The sequence below is a fragment of the Azospirillum sp. UENF 112521 genome (genome assembly GCF_058780665.1).
On record NZ_JBSNCI010000003.1, the window covers coordinates 1,027,207 to 1,043,633 of the forward strand.

Consider the following 16,427-nt stretch of genomic DNA (forward strand, 5'->3'; position numbering starts at 1 on the left):
GTGGGAGAATCATATATAAAACGAAGCCGCACCGGCAAAAGAGGGCACGCCACCATGACCGGAACCGACGCCGACCCGACCGACCTGTCCGCCGATCTGCCGGACACACCGGACCGCGAGCGGCGATACTCCGCCCCGGCGCTGGAAAAGGGGTTGGACATCCTGGAATTCCTGTCCGAGTGCCGCGATCCCCAGTCGTTGCAGCAGATCGGCGACGGGGTGGGACGGACCAAGGGCGAGATCTTCCGCATGGTTTCGGTGCTGGCACAGCGCGGCTACATCGAGCGGCTGGAGGGCGACGACCGTTTCCGCGTCACCGACCGGCTGTTCCGCCTGGGGATGAACCGGCCGGTCAACCGCTCCCTGATCGAAATCGCCCTGCCCTTCATGAACGCCTTCGCCGAGAAGACCGGCTATTCCTGCCATCTCGCCGTGATGTCGGGCACGCAGATCGCGGTGGTGGCGCGGGTGGAAAGCACCAGCCACATCGGCTTCACCGTCCGCATCGGCTACCGCCAGCCCCTGGTGCTGACCGGGTCCGGCCACTGCCTGATGGCCTTCATCGGCGCCCGCCGCCGCCATGGCCTGTATGAGGAGTTGCGGCGGGAGGATCCGTGGATCGACCTGGATGCGCTGGACCGCAACCTGGATGCCGTCCGCGCCGCCGGCCATGTCGCCCGCCCCAGCGGCATCACCGAAGCGGTTGTGGATCTCTCCTGTCCCGTGATCGACCGGCGGGAAGGCGGCGCCGTCGCCGCCCTGACCTGTCCCTATCTGCGCACCCGGCAGGTTCCCAAGGAACCGGCGGAAATCCTGGCCGCGCTCGACGAAGCCAGCCGGCGTATATCGGAAATCTTTTCGTTGGACTGACGGATCGATTTACAGGCGCAATGGCGATGTGTATATAAAATATACGATCCGCGCTGCGGATTGTGGCAACGGCGATGCAACCGGCGGATCGGCAACCGCACCGGACATCGCGCCTGGGGAACAACGCCTGGGGAGAACACACCGCCATGACCGGCAGATTGCAGGGCAAGACCGCCATCGTCACCGCTGCGGCACAGGGAATGGGCCGTGCCGCCGCCCTCGCCTTCGCGGAGGAAGGCGCCAGCGTGGTGGCGACGGACATCAATGACGGGCTGCTGGCGGAGCTGTCGGGGATACCCGGCATCGTCACCCGCCGCCTGGACGTCTGCGATCCGGCGGCGATCCGCGCCTTTGCCGCCGAGGTGCCGGCTCCGTCGGTTCTGTTCAACTGCGCCGGCTTCGTTCATGCCGGCACGGTGCTGGAGTGCGACGAAGACGCCTTCGACTTCGCCGTTACGCTGAATGTCCGGTCGATGTACCGGATGATCCGCGCCTTGCTGCCAGGAATGCTGGAGGCCGGCGGCGGCTCCATCGTCAATATGTCGTCCGTCGCCTCGTCGATCATCGGGGCGCCGAACCGCTTCATCTACGGCACCACCAAGGCCGCGGTGATCGGCCTGACCAAGTCGGTCGCAGCCGACTACGTCACCCGCGGCATCCGCGTCAACGCCATCTGCCCCGGCACGGTGGACAGCCCATCGCTGCACGACCGCATGCGGGCGCTCGGCGATTACGACACCGCGCGCGCCGCCTTCATCGCGCGCCAGCCAATGGGCCGGCTGGGCACGGCGGAGGAGGTGGCGAAGCTCGCCGTCTACCTCGCGTCGGACGAGTCCTCCTTCATGACCGGACAGGCGATCGCCATCGACGGCGGCTGGACGAATACCTGACCGCCAAGGCTCCGACCGGCAACGGCCCCTTTGGCCGGGCCGCGGAAACGACAAGAAACGCCTAGATCTGGGGAAACGCTCGATGAAGCTTCTGCGCCATGGCCCGCGAGGGGCCGAGAAGCCGGGATTGCTGGATGCCCAAGGGCGTATCCGCGACCTGTCCGCCCATGTCGACGACATCGCCGGCCGCTGGCTGCTGCCGGAAGGGCTGGCGGAGATCGCGGCCTTGCCGGTGGACAGCCTGTCGCAGGTCGACGCCTCGACCCGGCTGGGTCCTTGCGTGGCCGGCACCGGCAAGTTCGTCTGCATCGGCCTCAACTATTCCGACCATGCGGCGGAAACCGGGGCGGTCGTCCCGTCGGAGCCGGTGATCTTCATGAAGGCGACCTCCACCATCCAAGGGCCGGACGACCCGGTGGAAATCCCGCGCGGCTCGACCAAGACCGACTGGGAGGTCGAACTGGGCGTCGTCATAGGCAAGACGGCGAAATATGTGTCGGAGGCCGAGGCGCTGGACCATGTCGCCGGCTATTGCGTCGTCAACGACCTGTCGGAACGCGAATTCCAGATCGAACGCCAGGGCCAGTGGACCAAGGGCAAGAGCTGCGACACCTTCGGACCCATCGGCCCCTGGCTGGTGACCAAGGACGAGGTTCCCGACCCGCAGGCGCTCGACATGTGGCTGGAGGTCAACGGCCACCGTTACCAGAACGGCTCGACCCGGACGATGGTCTATGGCGTCGCCCACATCGTCTCCTACCTGTCGCAGTTCATGAGCCTGCATCCCGGCGACGTCATCTCCACCGGCACGCCGCCGGGCGTCGGGCTGGGGCTGAAGCCGCCGACCTATCTGAAGCCCGGCGACCGGATCGAGCTGGAGATCCAGGGCCTCGGCCGCCAGCGCCAGCAGGTGTACGCGGCAGAGTAACGCCTTCCCCGGTCGTGCCCCGAACAACGGCACGGCCGGGATAGGCAGCGGTTTGCTCGACAAAGCAGCCAAACGGCGCGCCCTGGAACGAGGGACCGCACCGGATGGGGAGGCGCCATGCAGCAAGCGTCGCTCGACACGGCCCCCGGCCGGTTCCCCGCAGCGGTGGCGGGGGCCGAGCTGCTGCGGCTGGACGGCATCACCAAGCGGTTCCCCGGCGTGCTGGCGCTGGACGGCGTCGGCTTCGACCTGCGCCGCGGCGAGGTCCATGCGCTGTGCGGCGAGAACGGGGCCGGCAAATCGACCCTGATGAAGATCATCAGCGGCCAGTACAAGCCCGACGAGGGCAGCATCGCCTACAAGGGCGAGATGCGGCGCTTCGCCTCCTCGCTCGACGCCGAACGGGCCGGCATCGCCATCATCCACCAGGAACTGAACCTCGTCCCACATCTGAGCGTGGCCGAGAACATCTTCCTGGCGCGGGAGCCGAAGCGCGCCTGGTTCATCGACCGCAGCGCATTGCGCCGGCAGGCCCAGGCCTGCCTTGATCGTCTCGGCGTCGACATCCGCCCCGACGCGCAGGTCAAATCCCTGTCGGTTGCCCAGTGCCAGATGGTGGAGATCGCCAAGGCGCTGTCGCTGAACGCCGAGATCGTCATCATGGACGAGCCGACCTCGTCCCTCACCGAATCCGAAACCGCCCTTCTGTTCCAGGTGATCCGGGAGTTGAAGGAGCAGGGGGTGGGGATCGTCTACATCTCCCACCGGCTGGACGAGATGGCGCTGATCGTCGACCGGGTGACGGTGCTGCGCGACGGGCGTTACGTCGACACCCGCGCCTTCGCCGACACCTGCGTGGACGAGATCGTCGCGCTGATGGTCGGCCGCTCGCTGGACGACAAATTCCCGGAGCGCACCTCCGTTCCCACCGCCGACGTGCTGATGGAGGTGCGCGGCCTGACCCGCCGCGGCGTCTTCCACGATGTCGGCTTCGAACTGCGGCGCGGCGAGATCCTGGGCTTCGCCGGACTGATGGGCGCCGGCCGCACCGAGGTGGCGCGGGCGATCTTCGGCGCCGACCCGCTGGATGCCGGAACCATCCGGCTCGGCGACGGCGAGATCGCGGTGAAGACCCCGCGCGACGCCATCGCCCACGGCATCGCCTATCTGTCGGAGGACCGCAAGAGCCACGGGCTGGCGGTCAAGATGTCGGTCAGCCAGAACCTGACGCTCGCCAACATGGGGGCGGTGTCCAGCGCGCTGGGCTTCATCGACCGCAAGGCGGAGGAGCAGGCGGCCTGGCGCTACATCCAGATGCTGTCGATCCGCACGCCGTCGCCGCATCAGGTGGCGCGCCTGCTGTCGGGCGGCAACCAGCAGAAGATCGTCATCGCCAAGTGGCTGTTCCGCCAGTCGCGCATCCTGTTCTTCGACGAGCCGACGCGCGGCATCGACGTCGGCGCCAAGTTCGCGATCTACCAGCTTCTCGACCGGCTGGCCGCCGAGGGGATCGGAGTGGTGCTGATCAGCTCCGAACTGCCGGAGATCCTCGGCCTGACCGACCGCGTCGCCGTCTTCCATGAAGGCCGGATCACCGCCGTTCTGAACACGCGCGCGACCAGCCAGGAAGAGATCATGCATTTCGCCTCGGGCCATGGCCGCCCGGCGGCGCCGGGAGCCGGAACGCCATGAGCAATCCCACCACCAAGACCCTCGACGCCGCGCCGTCCGCCGCACCGCGCCAGCTGGTGAGCGACGGTCCACAAACCATGAACAACCGGGTGATGAACGACCGGCGCAAAGATCTGATCCAGAAATTCGCGGCACTCGCCGGGCTGCTGGTGTTGGTCGCCGTCTTCTCCGCGACCAGCGACGCCTTCCTCAGCGTCGGCAACGGCATGACCATCGCCTTGCAGGTGACCTCCATCGCCTATCTCGGCATCGCCGCGACCTGCGTCATCATCACCGGCGGCATCGACCTGTCGGTCGGCTCCGTCCTGGCGCTGTCCGGCGTGGTGGCGGCGCTGGCGGTCAAGGCCGGCGCGCCGGTGCCGCTCGGCATGGGGCTGGGCATCCTGGTCGGCGCCTTCTGCGGCCTGCTGAACGGGCTGTGCGTGACGCGGCTGAAGCTGCCGCCCTTCATCGCCACGCTGGGCATGATGATGGTGGCGCGCGGCGTCGCCTTGCAGATCACCGGCGCGCGCGCCGTGTCGGGCCTGGGCGACTCCTTCGGCGAGCTTGGCAACGGCGCGATGTTCCGCATCGTGCGCATCGGCGAGGACGGTTTCCCCGACGTGGTCTTCCCCGGCATTCCCTATCCGGTGGTGCTGATGGTGGTGATCGCCATCGCCGTGGCGATCATGCTGAGCCGCACCACGCTGGGCCGCCACATCTATGCCGTGGGATCGAACGCGGAAGCGGCACGGCTATCCGGCGTCAATGTCGCCGGCGTCACCCTGTTCACCTATGTCCTGTCCGGCACGCTGGCCGGGCTGACCGGCTGCGTCCTGATGTCCCGCCTCGTCACTGCCCAGCCCAACGAAGGCGTGATGTACGAGTTGGACGCCATCGCCAGCGCCGTCATCGGCGGCACCTCGCTGATCGGCGGGGTGGGGACGATCTCCGGCACCGCCATCGGCGCCTTCGTGATCGGCATCCTGCGCAACGGGCTGAACATGAACGGCGTGTCGGCCTTCACCCAGCAGATCATCATCGGCTTGGTCATCCTGCTGACCGTCTGGATCGACCAGATCCGCAACCGGCGCTGACCGGCGTTTTCCGAAAAGCAAACAAACCAACCCCAATAATCCAACAGGGAGTGAAACCATGAAGCGCTTCGTTTCGGCCTGTCTGGCGTCCGCCATCGCTCTCGCAGCCGGTTCGGCACTCGCCGCGGATAAGGAAATCGCCGTGGTGGTGAAGACGGTGAACTCCACCTTCTGGCAGAATGTGCAGAAGGGAGCCGCCACCGCTCAGAAGGAGGCGGACGGCTACACCATGACCTTCCAGGGTCCGGCGGCGGAATCGGCCATCGCCGATCAGGTCAACATGGTGGAGAACGCGGTGAACCGGAAGGTCGCCGGCATCGTGCTGGCTCCCTCCGACCCCGACGCGCTGGTCCCGGTGCTGAAAAAGGCGTGGGAGGCCAAGATCCCGGTGGTGCTGATCGACTCACCCGTCTCGGACGCCGGCAAGCAGTATTACCAGGCCATGCTGTCCACCGACAACGTCAAGGCGGGCGAACTGTGCGCCAAGGCGCTGATCGACAAGGTCGGCACCAGCGGCAAGATCGCCGTCATGTCCTATGTCGCCGGTGCGGGTTCGGAGATCGGCCGGGTCGGCGGCTTCACCAAATACATCAAGGACCATTCCAAGCTGGAGATCGTCGGTCCCTTCTATTCCCAGTCGCAGATGGCGACCGCGCTGAACCAGACCACCGACGTGCTGGCCGCCAATCCCGATTTGAAGGGCATCTTCGGCGCCAACGAGCCGACCGCCATCGGCATGGGCCGCGCGCTGGCCCAGAGCGGCAAGGCTGGCCACATCGCCGCGGTCGGCTTCGACGGCAACCAGGATCTGCAGGGCTTCGTCAAGGACGGCACGCTGGAGGCCATCGCCGTCCAGGGCTCCTACCAGATGGGCTATCTGGGGGTGCAGACGGCGGTCAAGCTGACCAAGCGCGAGAAGGTCGAAAAGGCGCTCGACACCGGCGTGGTGCTGGTGACCAAGGCCAATCTGGCGACGCCGGAGGCGCAGAACGTTCTGTACTGAGCAGCGCCCCCTTCTCCTGACCTTGGGCGTGCACGGCGCCCGGTCCCTCGCCGCGCGCGCCATTTTCTTCGCCATCGAGTTTTCACAGTTGGTTTCCGCAGTCGAGGCGTCCCGCATGAACCTGACCGACCGCCGCACCCTGCCACGCTCCGGCCTGTCGCTTCCGATGATCGGGCTGGGCTGCGCGCAGCTTGGCGGGCTCTACCGCCCGACCGATCCGGCCGAGGCCAACCGCCTCGTCGCCGCCCTGCAATTCCCGCTCGCCCATCCGGCGGTGGCCTCCTGCGTCACCGGGGTGCGCAACGCTGGCGAACTGGCGACCAACCTCGTTTTGCTGCAGGCACCGATCCCCGCCGCCTTCCGGCAGGCATTGAAGGCGCGCGGACTGCTGAATGAAGTGGCGCCTGTTCCGGTGGAGGGGTAAGCGATGCGCATCGACGCCCACCAGCATTTCTGGCTGATGGCCGCCCGCCAGGGCGAATGGCCGCCGCCGGAGCTCGGTCCCATTTACTGCGACTTCCTGCCGCCCGACCTGCTGCCGCTGCTGCTGGAAAACGGCATCGACGGCACCGTCCTGGTGCAGACCCTGTCCAGCGAGGCCGACACCCTGTTCATGCTCGACCTCGCCGCAAAGCACAGCTTCATCCGCGGCGTCGTCGGCTGGACCGACCTGAAGGCACCGGACGCCCCGCAGCGGGTGCAGGCGCTGGCCGCCCATCCCAAGCTGAAGGGCCTGCGGCCGATGGTGCAGACCGAGGCCGCCGACTGGCTGGACAATCCGGCCATCGATCCGGCCGCCACCGCGATGGCCGAAGGGGGACTGAGCTTCGACGCGCTGGTCCTGCCGCCTCACCTGCCGTCGCTGCTGCGCTTCGCCCGTCGGCATCCGGCCCTGTCCATCGTCATCGATCACGCCGCCAAGCCGGAGATTGCCCACGGCGGCACTCCCGGCTGGGCGGAGGACATGGCCGCCCTCGCCGCCTTGCCCAATGTCCGGTGCAAGCTGTCCGGCCTGCTGACCGAAGCGGGCGAGCGCACCGGGATCGACGACATCCGGCCCTATGTGGACCGCCTGATCGCCCTGTTCGGCACCGACCGGCTGCTCTGGGGCAGCGACTGGCCGGTCCTGCGGCTGGCCGGCGACTATCCCGGCTGGCTGGAGATGTGCCGCCAGCTGGTCCCCGCAGCGGCGCATGACGCGGTGTTCGGCGGCAATGCCGCAACCTTCTACCGGCTGGGCTGATCCCACGTCCGCCGTCCCATTCTATCCTCAAGGACCAGACCGATGCCGTCTTCCGTTCCCGAACTTCTCCTGCTGAACCCGTCGGACAGCGTCGCGGTCGCCACCCGTGAAATCCCGGCGGGCAGCCCGGTCGCCGTCGGCGGCTTCGCCGGCACCGCCGCCGCCACCATCCCCAGCGGCCACAAGATCGCCATCCGCGCCGTGGCGCTGGGCGAGCCGGTGGTCAAGTACGGGCAGGTGATCGGCACAGCCACCCAGCCCATCGAACCCGGCCAGCATGTCCACGTCCACAATCTCGGCATGGGCGAGGCCCGGTTGGACCACGGCGCCACCCGCATCGTCGAGGCCGACCGCGGCGCGGAGGAGGCGACCTTCCTCGGCATCCGCCGGCCGTCGGGGCAGGTCGCCACCCGCAACTACATCGGCGTCATCGCCAGCGTGAACTGCTCCGCCACCGTCTGCAAACGCATCGCCGATGCCTTCACTGGCAACGCGCTGGCCGACTATCCGAACGTCGACGGGGTGGTCGCCATCGTCCACGGCAGCGGCTGCGGCATGAACGGCACCGGCGAGGGCATGGCGATCCTGCGCCGCACGCTGCGCGGCTATGCCGACCACGCCAATTTCGCCGGGCTTCTGCTGGTCGGGCTGGGCTGCGAGATGAACCAGATCGCACCGCTGGCCCAGACCCTGGCGCCGCGCCCGAACGGGCTGATCGCCACCCTGACCATCCAGGAGGAAGGCGGCACCCGCGAGACCATCGACCGCGGCGTCGCCCTGGTCCGCGCCATGCTTCCCATCGCCAACGATGTCCGGCGCGAGCCGGTGCCGGCCAGTTATTTGACGGTCGGTCTGCAATGCGGCGGCTCCGACGGCTATTCCGGCATCACCGCGAACCCGGTGCTGGGTGCCGCGGTCGATCTGCTGGTCGCCCATGGCGGCACCGCCATCCTGTCCGAGACGCCGGAGATCTACGGCGCCGAGCATCTGCTCACCGCCCGCGCCGCCTCCCCGGCCGTCGCCGACAGGCTGATGGACCGCATCCGCTGGTGGGAGGACTACACCCGCCTGCACAAGGGCGACATGAACAACAACCCGTCGCCCGGCAACAAGGCCGGCGGCATCACCACCATCCTGGAGAAATCGCTGGGTGCGGTCGCCAAGGGCGGCGGCACCCGTCTGAACGCGGTGGTCGATTACGCCGAGCCGGTGACCGACCACGGCCTCGTCTTCATGGACACACCCGGCTACGACCCGGTGTCGGCGACCGGACAGGTGGCGGGCGGCGCCAACCTGATCGCCTTCACCACCGGCCGCGGATCGACCTACGGCTGCAAGCCGACGCCGTCGCTGAAGATCGCCACCAACAGCGCGCTCTATGCCCGCATGGGCGACGACATGGACTTCAACGGCGGCGCCGTGCTGGACGGCGGCACCAGCGTGGCGGAGGCGGGGGCTGCCCTGTTCCGCCTGATGCTGGACACCGCGTCGGGCCACCGCACCCGCAGCGAGGAGAACGGCATCGGCGACAACGAGTTCGTGCCCTGGCAGATCGGCGCCGTCATGTGACGGCGCTCGACCGGGGGCGCTGCTCAGCCTTTCAGCGCCCCCCGCCGTGCCAGCGAACGCATCAGGTCGGCGATGCCGATGGTCCAGGGTTCGCAGGCGTCGCTCGGCCGCATGCGGTTGACCAGCGCGCCAAGCTTGGGGGCGGCGATGGTGACGATGTCGCCCTCCTTGTGGGTGAAACCGCCGCCGGGGTTGTCGCGGTCCTGGGTCGGCGCGAACATGGTGCCGAGGAAGAGGGCGAAGCCGTCGGGATACTGATGGACCGGCCCGACCGTCTGGGCGACGAGATCCTCCGGATCGCGGCTGATCCGCGAGATCGAGGACAGGCCGGCCAGTTGGAAGCCCTCCGGCCCCTCGACCGTCAGGGCGACGTCGGTGCTCCGCACATCGTCCAGCGTGAAGGTTTGGTCAAAGAAGCGGATGAAGGGACCGATGGCGCAGGATGCGTTGTTGTCCTTCGCCTTCGACAGCAGCAGGGCCGACCGGCCTTCGAAATCGCGCAGATTGACGTCGTTGCCCAGCGTCGCCCCGGTGATGCGGCCATCGGGGGCGACGATCAGCACCACCTCCGGCTCCGGGTTGTTCCAGGTCGATTTGGGGTGCAGCCCGGCGTCCATCAGCGTGCCGACCGACGACAGGACGGGCGCCTTGGTGAAGACCTCCGCATCCGGGCCGATGCCGACCTCCAGATACTGGCTCCAGGCGCCCTGGGCGATCAGCACCTCCTTCAGGCTCATCGCCGCCTCGGAACCGGGCTTCAGCGCCGCCAGATCGTCGCCGACCAGCCGCTGCACCTCGGCGCGGATCGCCTCGGCGGCGTCGGGGTTGCCGCGGGCGCGCTCCTCGATCACCCGCTCCAGCATCGACACGGCGAAGGTGACGCCGGCCGCCTTCAAGACCTGCAGGTCGGTCGGCGCCAGCAGCCAGGGAGCGTCGGTGTTACGGCTGTCCGGCGGCGTGTTGGCGAGGATGTCGGCCAGCGCGCCGATGCGCTCCCCCGCCGCCGCGGCAAGCTCCGCCGCCGGATCGGGCCGGGCGGCCAGTTCGCTCATGGTCGGGAAGGTCGCGGTCACGTCGTACACGCCGTCGGCGCGCACCGCCACCACCGACGGGCCGGTGCCCGGCCGCCAGACCCGCCCGGCCAGGGTGCCGGCATAGCCGTCGTTGGGAAGGGAGCGGGTCACATCCACGGGGAACTGGGTCATGTCGGAGTCCGAATCTTGAAATTGGGTCGGGTTACGGCACGTCGCCGGCGATGACGCCCTTGCGCAGCAGGAAACAGCCATAGGGCCGTGGATCGCCGACCTGCACGACGGCGAAGGCACGGCGGGCGGCGTCGTAGAAGGCGAACCGCTCGATCCCCCGCAAGGGCTGCGGACGGCCCTCGGCGCGGTCGATCTCCGCCTGCACCTCTTCTTGCACGATGGGGATTGCGGAGGGATCGCCCACCACCTCCATCCGGCGCACCGGGTCGGGCACGAAGCCGTCGAGCGGGAAGACGCTGAGGATGCCGCGGGCGGCGCGCGCCATCGTCACCCCCGGCAGCACGATCAGCCGGCCCGAGATGGTGGCGCGGGCGATGGTCTCCGCCGGGTGGTTGGCATCGACCAGCGCCAGATCGTCGCCGTGACCCATGGCGGCCAGCACCCACAGCAGGTCGGGGGACAGAAGCGGGTCGAGTCCTTTCAGCATGGCTCTTATCCTTATCGGTTCAGGCCGGCACCGGCACGTCCGCCGCCAGCAGCCCTTCGCCCTTCAGATCAGACCACAGCGCAGCCGGCACAACCGCCGCCATGGCGGCGAGGTTGCGGCTCACCTCCCCGGCCGTCACCGCCCCCAGCACCACCGACGACACCGCCGGATGCCCCAGGGCAAAATGCAGCGCCGCGGTGGCGAGCGGCACGCCATGGACCCGGCAGACCGCCTCGATCCGCTCCACCCGCTCCAGAATATGGACCGGCGCCGGACCGTAATTGTACTTGGCGCCAGGAACCGCACCGCTGGCGAGGATGCCGGAATTGAAGACGCCGCCGAGCATCACGCCGATGCCCCTGGCCTCGGCCAGCGGCAGGAACTCGTCCAACGCCGGCTGCTCCAACAGCGAATAGCGTCCGGCCAGCAGCATGGCGTCGAAATCGCCGGCGTGAGCGAAGCGGACGCACATCTCCGCCTCGTTGACGCCGACGCCGATGGCCTTGACCGTGCCGTCGGCCCGCAGCCGGTCGAGCGCGCGATAGGCGCCGTTCATCGCCTCGGCGAAGCGGGCCTCGATGCGGTCGGCGCCGTGCGTCCAGACATCGACGTCATGGATCAGAAGCACGTCGATGCGGTCGGTGCCCAGCCGCAGCAGCGACTGCTCCACCGACCGCATCGTGCCGTCATGGGAATAGTCGATCACCGCCCGGTGCGGCAGTCCGCCGGCATAGCCCGACCCGTCGCCCCGGCCCTGCCGCGGGTCCATCCAGCGCCCGACCTTGGTGCAGAGCACGACGCCGTCGCGCCCGGCCTGACGCAAGGCGGCACCGCAACGCGCCTCCGCCAGCCCGTGGCCGTAGAGCGGCGAGGTGTCGAGCAGCGTGACGCCCGCCGACAGCGCGGCGACCGCGGTGCCGACCGCGACGGCCTCGTCGAGACGGCCGTACAGGTCGCCCAGCGGCGCGGCGCCGAAGCCGATCTCCGAGACGGCGATGCCGGTGCGGCCCAGGGCTCTGGTTGGCAAGGATTCTGCTATCGGTGTCATCACAGGCGCAGCCCGGTGTCGGGGTTGAACAGATGGGCCAGCGCCGGATCGGGGGCGATGCGCACCACCTCGCCGGGCTTGGCGCCGGTGCGCTCGCGCAGGACCCAGGTCAGCTCGCGCTTGCGATCCTCCCGGCCTACTCCCACCTGACCGGCCTTCCCTCCCAGCGGGCGCAGCACCATCTGGGTTTCCGACCCGGTCGGCTCGACCACCACCACCTCGGCGGCCATCCCTTCGTCGGCGAGGCGGAAATGCTCCGGCCGCACGCCATAGACCGCAGGTCGCCCGTCCGACGCCGCCGGCACGCGGCCCGCAAGCGGCAGGCGGTCGCCGCCGTCGGTGGTGAAGCCGTCGCCGCCGATGCTGCCGGGGATGAAGTTCATCGCCGGCGAACCGATGAAGCCGGCGACGAACATGTTGGCCGGATTGTCGTAGAGGTCGAGGGGTGCGCCGATCTGTTCGATGATGCCGTCATGCATCACCACGATCTTGTCGGCCATGGTCATGGCTTCGATCTGGTCGTGGGTGACATAGACGGTGGTGGTCTTCAGCCGCTGGTGCATCTCCTTGATCTCGGTGCGCATCTGCACGCGCAGCTTGGCGTCGAGGTTGGACAGCGGCTCGTCGAACAGGAAGACCTTGGGGTCGCGGACAATGGCGCGCCCCATCGCCACGCGCTGGCGCTGGCCGCCGGAGAGCTGGCGCGGGAAGCGGCCGAGCAGCGGCCCGAGGCCGAGGATGCCGGCCGCCCGCTCAACCTTGGCCGCGATCTCGCTCTTGGCGGTGTTCTTCAGCCGCAGCGCGAAGCTCATGTTGTCGGCGATGGTCATGTGCGGGTAGAGCGCATAGTTCTGGAACACCATCGCGATGTCGCGGTCCTTCGGCGGCACGTCGTTGACGACGCGGTCGTCGATGGCGACGGTGCCGCCGCTGATCTCCTCCAGCCCGGCGATCATGCGCAGCAGGGTGGATTTGCCGCAGCCCGACGGGCCGACGAGGATGACGAACTCGCCGTCCTGGATGTCGATGGATACGCCCTTGATGATCTCGACCGGACCGTAGGATTTGCGGACGTTCCGAATGCTGACGGAGGCCATGGGGTCGTCTCTTTCTTGGGATGGATCAGCCGCCCTTGACGGCGCCGGCGGTCAGGCCCGCCACGATCTGGCGCTGGGCGGCCACGGTCAGGATCAGCACCGGCAGCGTCACCACCAGGGCTGCGGCGGCCAGCGGGCCCCAGCTCACCTGCTCGAAGGACAGCATGTTGTAGACGGCGACCGGCAGGGTCCGCGTCTCGCGGCTGGCCAGCACGATGCCGAAGACGAAGTTGTTCCAGGAGAAGATCACCGACAGGATGAAGGCGACGACGATGCCGGGCTTGGCGATCGGCAGCGCCACCTTGGCGAAGATCTGCCAGCGCGTCGCACCGTCGACCATCGCCGCCTCCTCCAGCTCCATCGGCGTCGTCTCGAAATAGCCGATCATGATCCAGATCACGATGGGCACGGTGACGACCAGATGGATGATGATCTGCGGCCACAGCGTGCCGAGCAAGCCCAGCCACTGGAACAGCAGGAACAGCGGGATCAGGAAGGACAGGCCGGGCGTCATGCGGGCGATCATGATGACCACCGCCGACTTGTGCGCGCGCATCCGGGCGATGCCGTAGCCGGCCGGCACGCCGACCAGCAACGCGAACAGGGTGGCCGCCCCGGTGACGATCAGGCTGTTCCAGAAATAGAGCAGGAAGCTGTTGCCCTCGAAGATCGTTGCGTAGTTCTTCCAGGCGAAGCGCTCCGGGATTAGGATCGGCGGGTAGGCGCCGTTGTCGATCTCGAACTTCAGCGACAGCGACAGCATCCAGATGAAGAACAGCAGCGCCGGCGACACCAGCAGCAGGACGCAGACGGCCATGCCGGCCTTGTCCAGAAGCTTCCTCAGCGGCCGGCTCATTGCCCGTCTCCCGTATTCCAGGCGCTGCGCTGGCGCAGGTACAGCAGGATCAGCGACAGCAGGATGATCAGCACGAAGAACACCACCGCGATGGCCGAGCCGTAGCCGATGTCGTAATAGGTGAAGGCGACGCTGTAGAGATACAGGTTGATCGTCTCCGACGCCGTGCCCGGCCCGCCCTGGGTGATGGTGTAGAGGATGTCGAAGCTCTTCAGCGCGTCGATGGTGCGGATGATGACCGCCACCATCAGGAAGGGCTTGATCATCGGCAGGGTCAGATAGCGGAAGCGCTGCCAGGCGGTGGCGCCGTCGATCTGCGCGCTCTCGTACGGCTCGGTCGGCAGCGCCGCCAGACCGCCCAGCACGATCAGCATCACCAGCGGCGTCCATTGCCAGGTTTCCACCAGCACCAGCGACAGGATCACCGTGCTGGGGTGGTAGACCCATTGCAGCGGTCCGATTCCGACCAGAGACAGCAGGTAGTTCAGCACGCCCAGCTGCGGGTGGAACATCATCGTCCACACCAGCGCGATGGCGACCGGGGTCGCCATCATCGGCATGACGAAGATGCCGCGCAGCAGGCCTCTCGCCGGCAGCTTGGTGTTGAAGGCCAGCGCCGCCGCGGTGCCGAGCACCAGCGGGGCCAGGACCGACAGCGCGGTGTAGACCAGCGTGTGGAGCATCGCCTCCAGGAAGCGCACGTCGGTGAACAGCCGGGCATAGTTCTGTAAACCGACGAAGCGCTGTTCCTCGCCGATGCGCCATTCCATGGCGCTCATCCACAGGGTGAAGACCCAGGGAAAGACGATGACCCCGATGACGACGATCAGCGCCGGCACCACGAAGGGCCAGTAGGAAGGCCGGAGCCGCTTCGTCCTGCCGACGGAAGCGGCGCCGACCACACGGTCAGACGAGGTCAGGATGCTCACGTCTTCTCGCTACGCTCGAGGATCGGCTTGAAGTCGGCGGTGGCGCGCTTCAATTCCGCCGCCGGGTCGCTGCCGGAGATCATGTTGGTCAGCGCCCCGCCCAGCACGTCGCGGAATTCAGTGACCGGGATGATGACCGGCAAGGCGAGGCGGCTGATCTTGGCCAATTCGACCACGGCATCGACCCAGGCCGCCGGCATCTTGACGCCCTTGCGCACCTCGGCGTCCGACAGGACGGAGGTGCGGAACGGCACGCCGGCCCCGGCCTGCAACAGGCGGGCGCCCATCAGCTTGCCGGTCGCCCACTGGCAATAGAGATAGGCGGCTTCCTTGTTCTTCGACGCCGCGGTGACGCCGATGCCGTCGCCGGTGGTGGCGGCGGCATGCGCCTTCGGCCCCTTGGGCATCAGGCCGTAACCGACCTTGCCGACGACGCGCGACTTCTCCGGATCCTCCAGCGGCGGGGCGAAGCCGACGCCGTCGAACCACATGCCGACGCGGCCCTGGAGGAAGGCCGACTGGCATTCCGCCCAGTTGAAGCCGGTGACGCCCGGCGGCGCCGACTTGGTCATCAGCGTCTGGTAGAGCTTCGCCGCCTCGATGGCCTCCGGCGTGTCGGTCAGCAGGTTGCGGTTGGCGTCGACGCTGTACTGGTCGTAACCCAGCAGCAGGCTGGTCCACACCGGCGTGTTGGCGTTCTTCATGCCGCGGGCGACGAAGCCGTAGGTCTGGCTCGACGGGTCGGTCAGTGCCGCGGCGGCGGCCACCATCTCGTCGAAGGTCTTGGGGAAGGACAGGTTCTTCTTGGCGAAGAGGTCCTTGTTCCAATAGACGATCCAGTAATCGACCGAGAAGGGCAAGGCACCGATCCCGCCTTCCGGATTGCGGGCGAAGGTCACGCCGGCTTCGGAGAAGTCGTCGAGGAAGCCGGCGTCGGTCAGCGCCGGGTCCTTGATGAAGGGCGTCAGGTCGGCAAGCCACTTGCCCTTCTCGAACTGGCGCTTCTGGACATGGTAGCTGATGTGCACGACGTCGAAGCTCGGCCGTCCGGAGGTCAGCTCGATCACCGCCTTTTGGCGCTGCTGCTGCTCCGGGGTCTGTTCCGACACCACAGTGATGCCGGTCAGCTCCTCGAATTCCTTCTGGTACTTGGTCAGCGTGTCGCCGCGCGGGCTCTTGATCAGGTTCACCTCGATCTTGGTGCCGGCATATTTGCGCCAGTTGACCCCGCCGGTCTGGGCGAAGGCGGGCAAGCCGATACCGCTGAGGCCCAGCGCACCGGCCGCGGCGCCCGACGCCAGAAGCCGGCGGCGCGACAAAGACATTCCGTTCGACATCGACATGCACTCCTCCCCGTTATCGCCCGGGCCTTTGATGCCCGGCCTTGTCCTGACCGGCGGATACTGTGAGCGACACGGATCCGCGCCGCCACCGATTTGATTGCTTGGTCAACGTATAAATCCAGGGCAGCCCCCTTGCAAACGAAAAACATCCTAGTAACATGTTAGTCGTAACGCGGTGGCCGTTCGGCCGT

General features: G+C 67.8%; 16 protein-coding genes. 9 read left to right on the plus strand and 7 right to left on the minus strand.

Annotated features, from left to right (window positions below; translation table 11 throughout):
• The first annotated feature begins 54 nt into the window (after positions 1–54).
• The 9 genes from ACWPN8_RS20240 to ACWPN8_RS20280 all read left to right on the plus strand — a co-directional run bounded on the left by ACWPN8_RS20240 (position 55) and on the right by ACWPN8_RS20280 (position 9,271).
• Complete coding sequence (locus tag ACWPN8_RS20240; protein ID WP_492242024.1) at positions 55–870, plus strand: IclR family transcriptional regulator; 816 nt, start codon at positions 55–57, stop codon at positions 868–870.
• A gap of 146 nt (positions 871–1,016) precedes the next feature.
• Complete coding sequence (locus ACWPN8_RS20245; protein ID WP_109451580.1) at positions 1,017–1,760, plus strand: SDR family oxidoreductase; 744 nt, start codon at positions 1,017–1,019, stop codon at positions 1,758–1,760.
• 82 nt (positions 1,761–1,842) lie between these two features.
• Positions 1,843–2,688 carry a fumarylacetoacetate hydrolase family protein gene (locus tag ACWPN8_RS20250; protein WP_492242025.1) on the plus strand — a complete coding sequence of 282 codons (846 nt, stop codon included), beginning with the start codon at positions 1,843–1,845 and terminating at the stop codon, positions 2,686–2,688.
• A gap of 117 nt (positions 2,689–2,805) precedes the next feature.
• A complete protein-coding gene (locus ACWPN8_RS20255; protein ID WP_492242026.1) occupies positions 2,806–4,380 on the plus strand; it encodes a sugar ABC transporter ATP-binding protein in 1,575 nt (524 codons plus the stop codon).
• Positions 4,377–5,456: an ABC transporter permease gene (locus ACWPN8_RS20260; protein ID WP_492242027.1), complete on the plus strand. Its 1,080-nt coding sequence runs from the start codon at positions 4,377–4,379 to the stop codon at positions 5,454–5,456. The genes ACWPN8_RS20255 and ACWPN8_RS20260 overlap by 4 nt, the downstream gene beginning before the upstream one ends.
• Positions 5,457–5,514: 58 nt before the next feature.
• Entirely contained in the window at positions 5,515–6,459 is a 945-nt protein-coding gene (locus tag ACWPN8_RS20265) for an ABC transporter substrate-binding protein (RefSeq protein ID WP_098738257.1), read from the plus strand.
• 115 nt (positions 6,460–6,574) lie between these two features.
• A complete protein-coding gene (locus tag ACWPN8_RS20270) occupies positions 6,575–6,883 on the plus strand; it encodes a hypothetical protein (protein ID WP_492242028.1) in 309 nt (102 codons plus the stop codon).
• 3 nt (positions 6,884–6,886) lie between these two features.
• Entirely contained in the window at positions 6,887–7,702 is an 816-nt protein-coding gene (locus tag ACWPN8_RS20275; protein ID WP_492242029.1) for an amidohydrolase family protein, read from the plus strand.
• Positions 7,703–7,744: 42 nt separating this feature from the next.
• Positions 7,745–9,271, plus strand: a complete 1,527-nt coding sequence (locus ACWPN8_RS20280) for a UxaA family hydrolase (protein WP_109451569.1) — start codon at positions 7,745–7,747, stop codon at positions 9,269–9,271.
• Between the two features lie 23 nt (positions 9,272–9,294).
• Here the strand turns inward: ACWPN8_RS20280 and ACWPN8_RS20285 are convergent, their stop codons facing one another.
• Genes ACWPN8_RS20285 through ACWPN8_RS20315 form a run of 7 tightly spaced genes read right to left on the minus strand, consistent with a single transcriptional unit; the run spans position 9,295 to position 16,230 of the window.
• A complete protein-coding gene (locus tag ACWPN8_RS20285) occupies positions 9,295–10,476 on the minus strand; it encodes a fumarylacetoacetate hydrolase family protein (RefSeq protein WP_492242030.1) in 1,182 nt (393 codons plus the stop codon).
• 31 nt (positions 10,477–10,507) lie between these two features.
• On the minus strand, positions 10,508–10,963 hold the full coding sequence (locus ACWPN8_RS20290; RefSeq protein WP_492242031.1) for an RbsD/FucU family protein: 456 nt from the start codon (positions 10,961–10,963) through the stop codon (positions 10,508–10,510).
• A gap of 19 nt (positions 10,964–10,982) precedes the next feature.
• On the minus strand, positions 10,983–11,990 hold the full coding sequence (locus tag ACWPN8_RS20295) for an aldo/keto reductase (RefSeq protein ID WP_492242032.1): 1,008 nt from the start codon (positions 11,988–11,990) through the stop codon (positions 10,983–10,985).
• 20 nt (positions 11,991–12,010) lie between these two features.
• Positions 12,011–13,108, minus strand: coding sequence for an ABC transporter ATP-binding protein (locus ACWPN8_RS20300; RefSeq protein WP_492242033.1), 1,098 nt, complete (start codon positions 13,106–13,108; stop codon positions 12,011–12,013).
• A gap of 25 nt (positions 13,109–13,133) precedes the next feature.
• Complete coding sequence (locus ACWPN8_RS20305) at positions 13,134–13,964, minus strand: carbohydrate ABC transporter permease (protein ID WP_492242034.1); 831 nt, start codon at positions 13,962–13,964, stop codon at positions 13,134–13,136.
• A complete protein-coding gene (locus ACWPN8_RS20310) occupies positions 13,961–14,893 on the minus strand; it encodes a carbohydrate ABC transporter permease (protein WP_109451558.1) in 933 nt (310 codons plus the stop codon). Before ACWPN8_RS20310 ends, ACWPN8_RS20305 begins: the two co-directional genes overlap by 4 nt.
• Positions 14,890–16,230, minus strand: coding sequence for an ABC transporter substrate-binding protein (locus tag ACWPN8_RS20315; RefSeq protein WP_492242035.1), 1,341 nt, complete (start codon positions 16,228–16,230; stop codon positions 14,890–14,892). The genes ACWPN8_RS20310 and ACWPN8_RS20315 overlap by 4 nt, the downstream gene beginning before the upstream one ends.
• Positions 16,231–16,427: the final 197 nt, after the last annotated feature.

Bases quoted from the DNA above. Each gene is read 5' to 3' on its own strand.
- ACWPN8_RS20275 (WP_492242029.1), top strand. From the start codon at position 6,887: ATGCGCATCGACGCCCACCAGCATTTCTGGCTGATGGCCGCCCGCCAG.
- ACWPN8_RS20285 (WP_492242030.1), bottom strand. From the start codon at position 10,476: ATGACCCAGTTCCCCGTGGATGTGACCCGCTCCCTTCCCAACGACGGC.
- ACWPN8_RS20250 (WP_492242025.1), top strand. From the start codon at position 1,843: ATGAAGCTTCTGCGCCATGGCCCGCGAGGGGCCGAGAAGCCGGGATTG.
- ACWPN8_RS20245 (WP_109451580.1), top strand. From the start codon at position 1,017: ATGACCGGCAGATTGCAGGGCAAGACCGCCATCGTCACCGCTGCGGCA.
- ACWPN8_RS20305 (WP_492242034.1), bottom strand. From the start codon at position 13,964: ATGAGCCGGCCGCTGAGGAAGCTTCTGGACAAGGCCGGCATGGCCGTC.
- ACWPN8_RS20240 (WP_492242024.1), top strand. From the start codon at position 55: ATGACCGGAACCGACGCCGACCCGACCGACCTGTCCGCCGATCTGCCG.
- ACWPN8_RS20265 (WP_098738257.1), top strand. From the start codon at position 5,515: ATGAAGCGCTTCGTTTCGGCCTGTCTGGCGTCCGCCATCGCTCTCGCA.
- ACWPN8_RS20315 (WP_492242035.1), bottom strand. From the start codon at position 16,230: ATGTCGAACGGAATGTCTTTGTCGCGCCGCCGGCTTCTGGCGTCGGGC.
- ACWPN8_RS20260 (WP_492242027.1), top strand. From the start codon at position 4,377: ATGAGCAATCCCACCACCAAGACCCTCGACGCCGCGCCGTCCGCCGCA.
- ACWPN8_RS20290 (WP_492242031.1), bottom strand. From the start codon at position 10,963: ATGCTGAAAGGACTCGACCCGCTTCTGTCCCCCGACCTGCTGTGGGTG.
- ACWPN8_RS20300 (WP_492242033.1), bottom strand. From the start codon at position 13,108: ATGGCCTCCGTCAGCATTCGGAACGTCCGCAAATCCTACGGTCCGGTC.
- ACWPN8_RS20270 (WP_492242028.1), top strand. From the start codon at position 6,575: ATGAACCTGACCGACCGCCGCACCCTGCCACGCTCCGGCCTGTCGCTT.
- ACWPN8_RS20280 (WP_109451569.1), top strand. From the start codon at position 7,745: ATGCCGTCTTCCGTTCCCGAACTTCTCCTGCTGAACCCGTCGGACAGC.
- ACWPN8_RS20255 (WP_492242026.1), top strand. From the start codon at position 2,806: ATGCAGCAAGCGTCGCTCGACACGGCCCCCGGCCGGTTCCCCGCAGCG.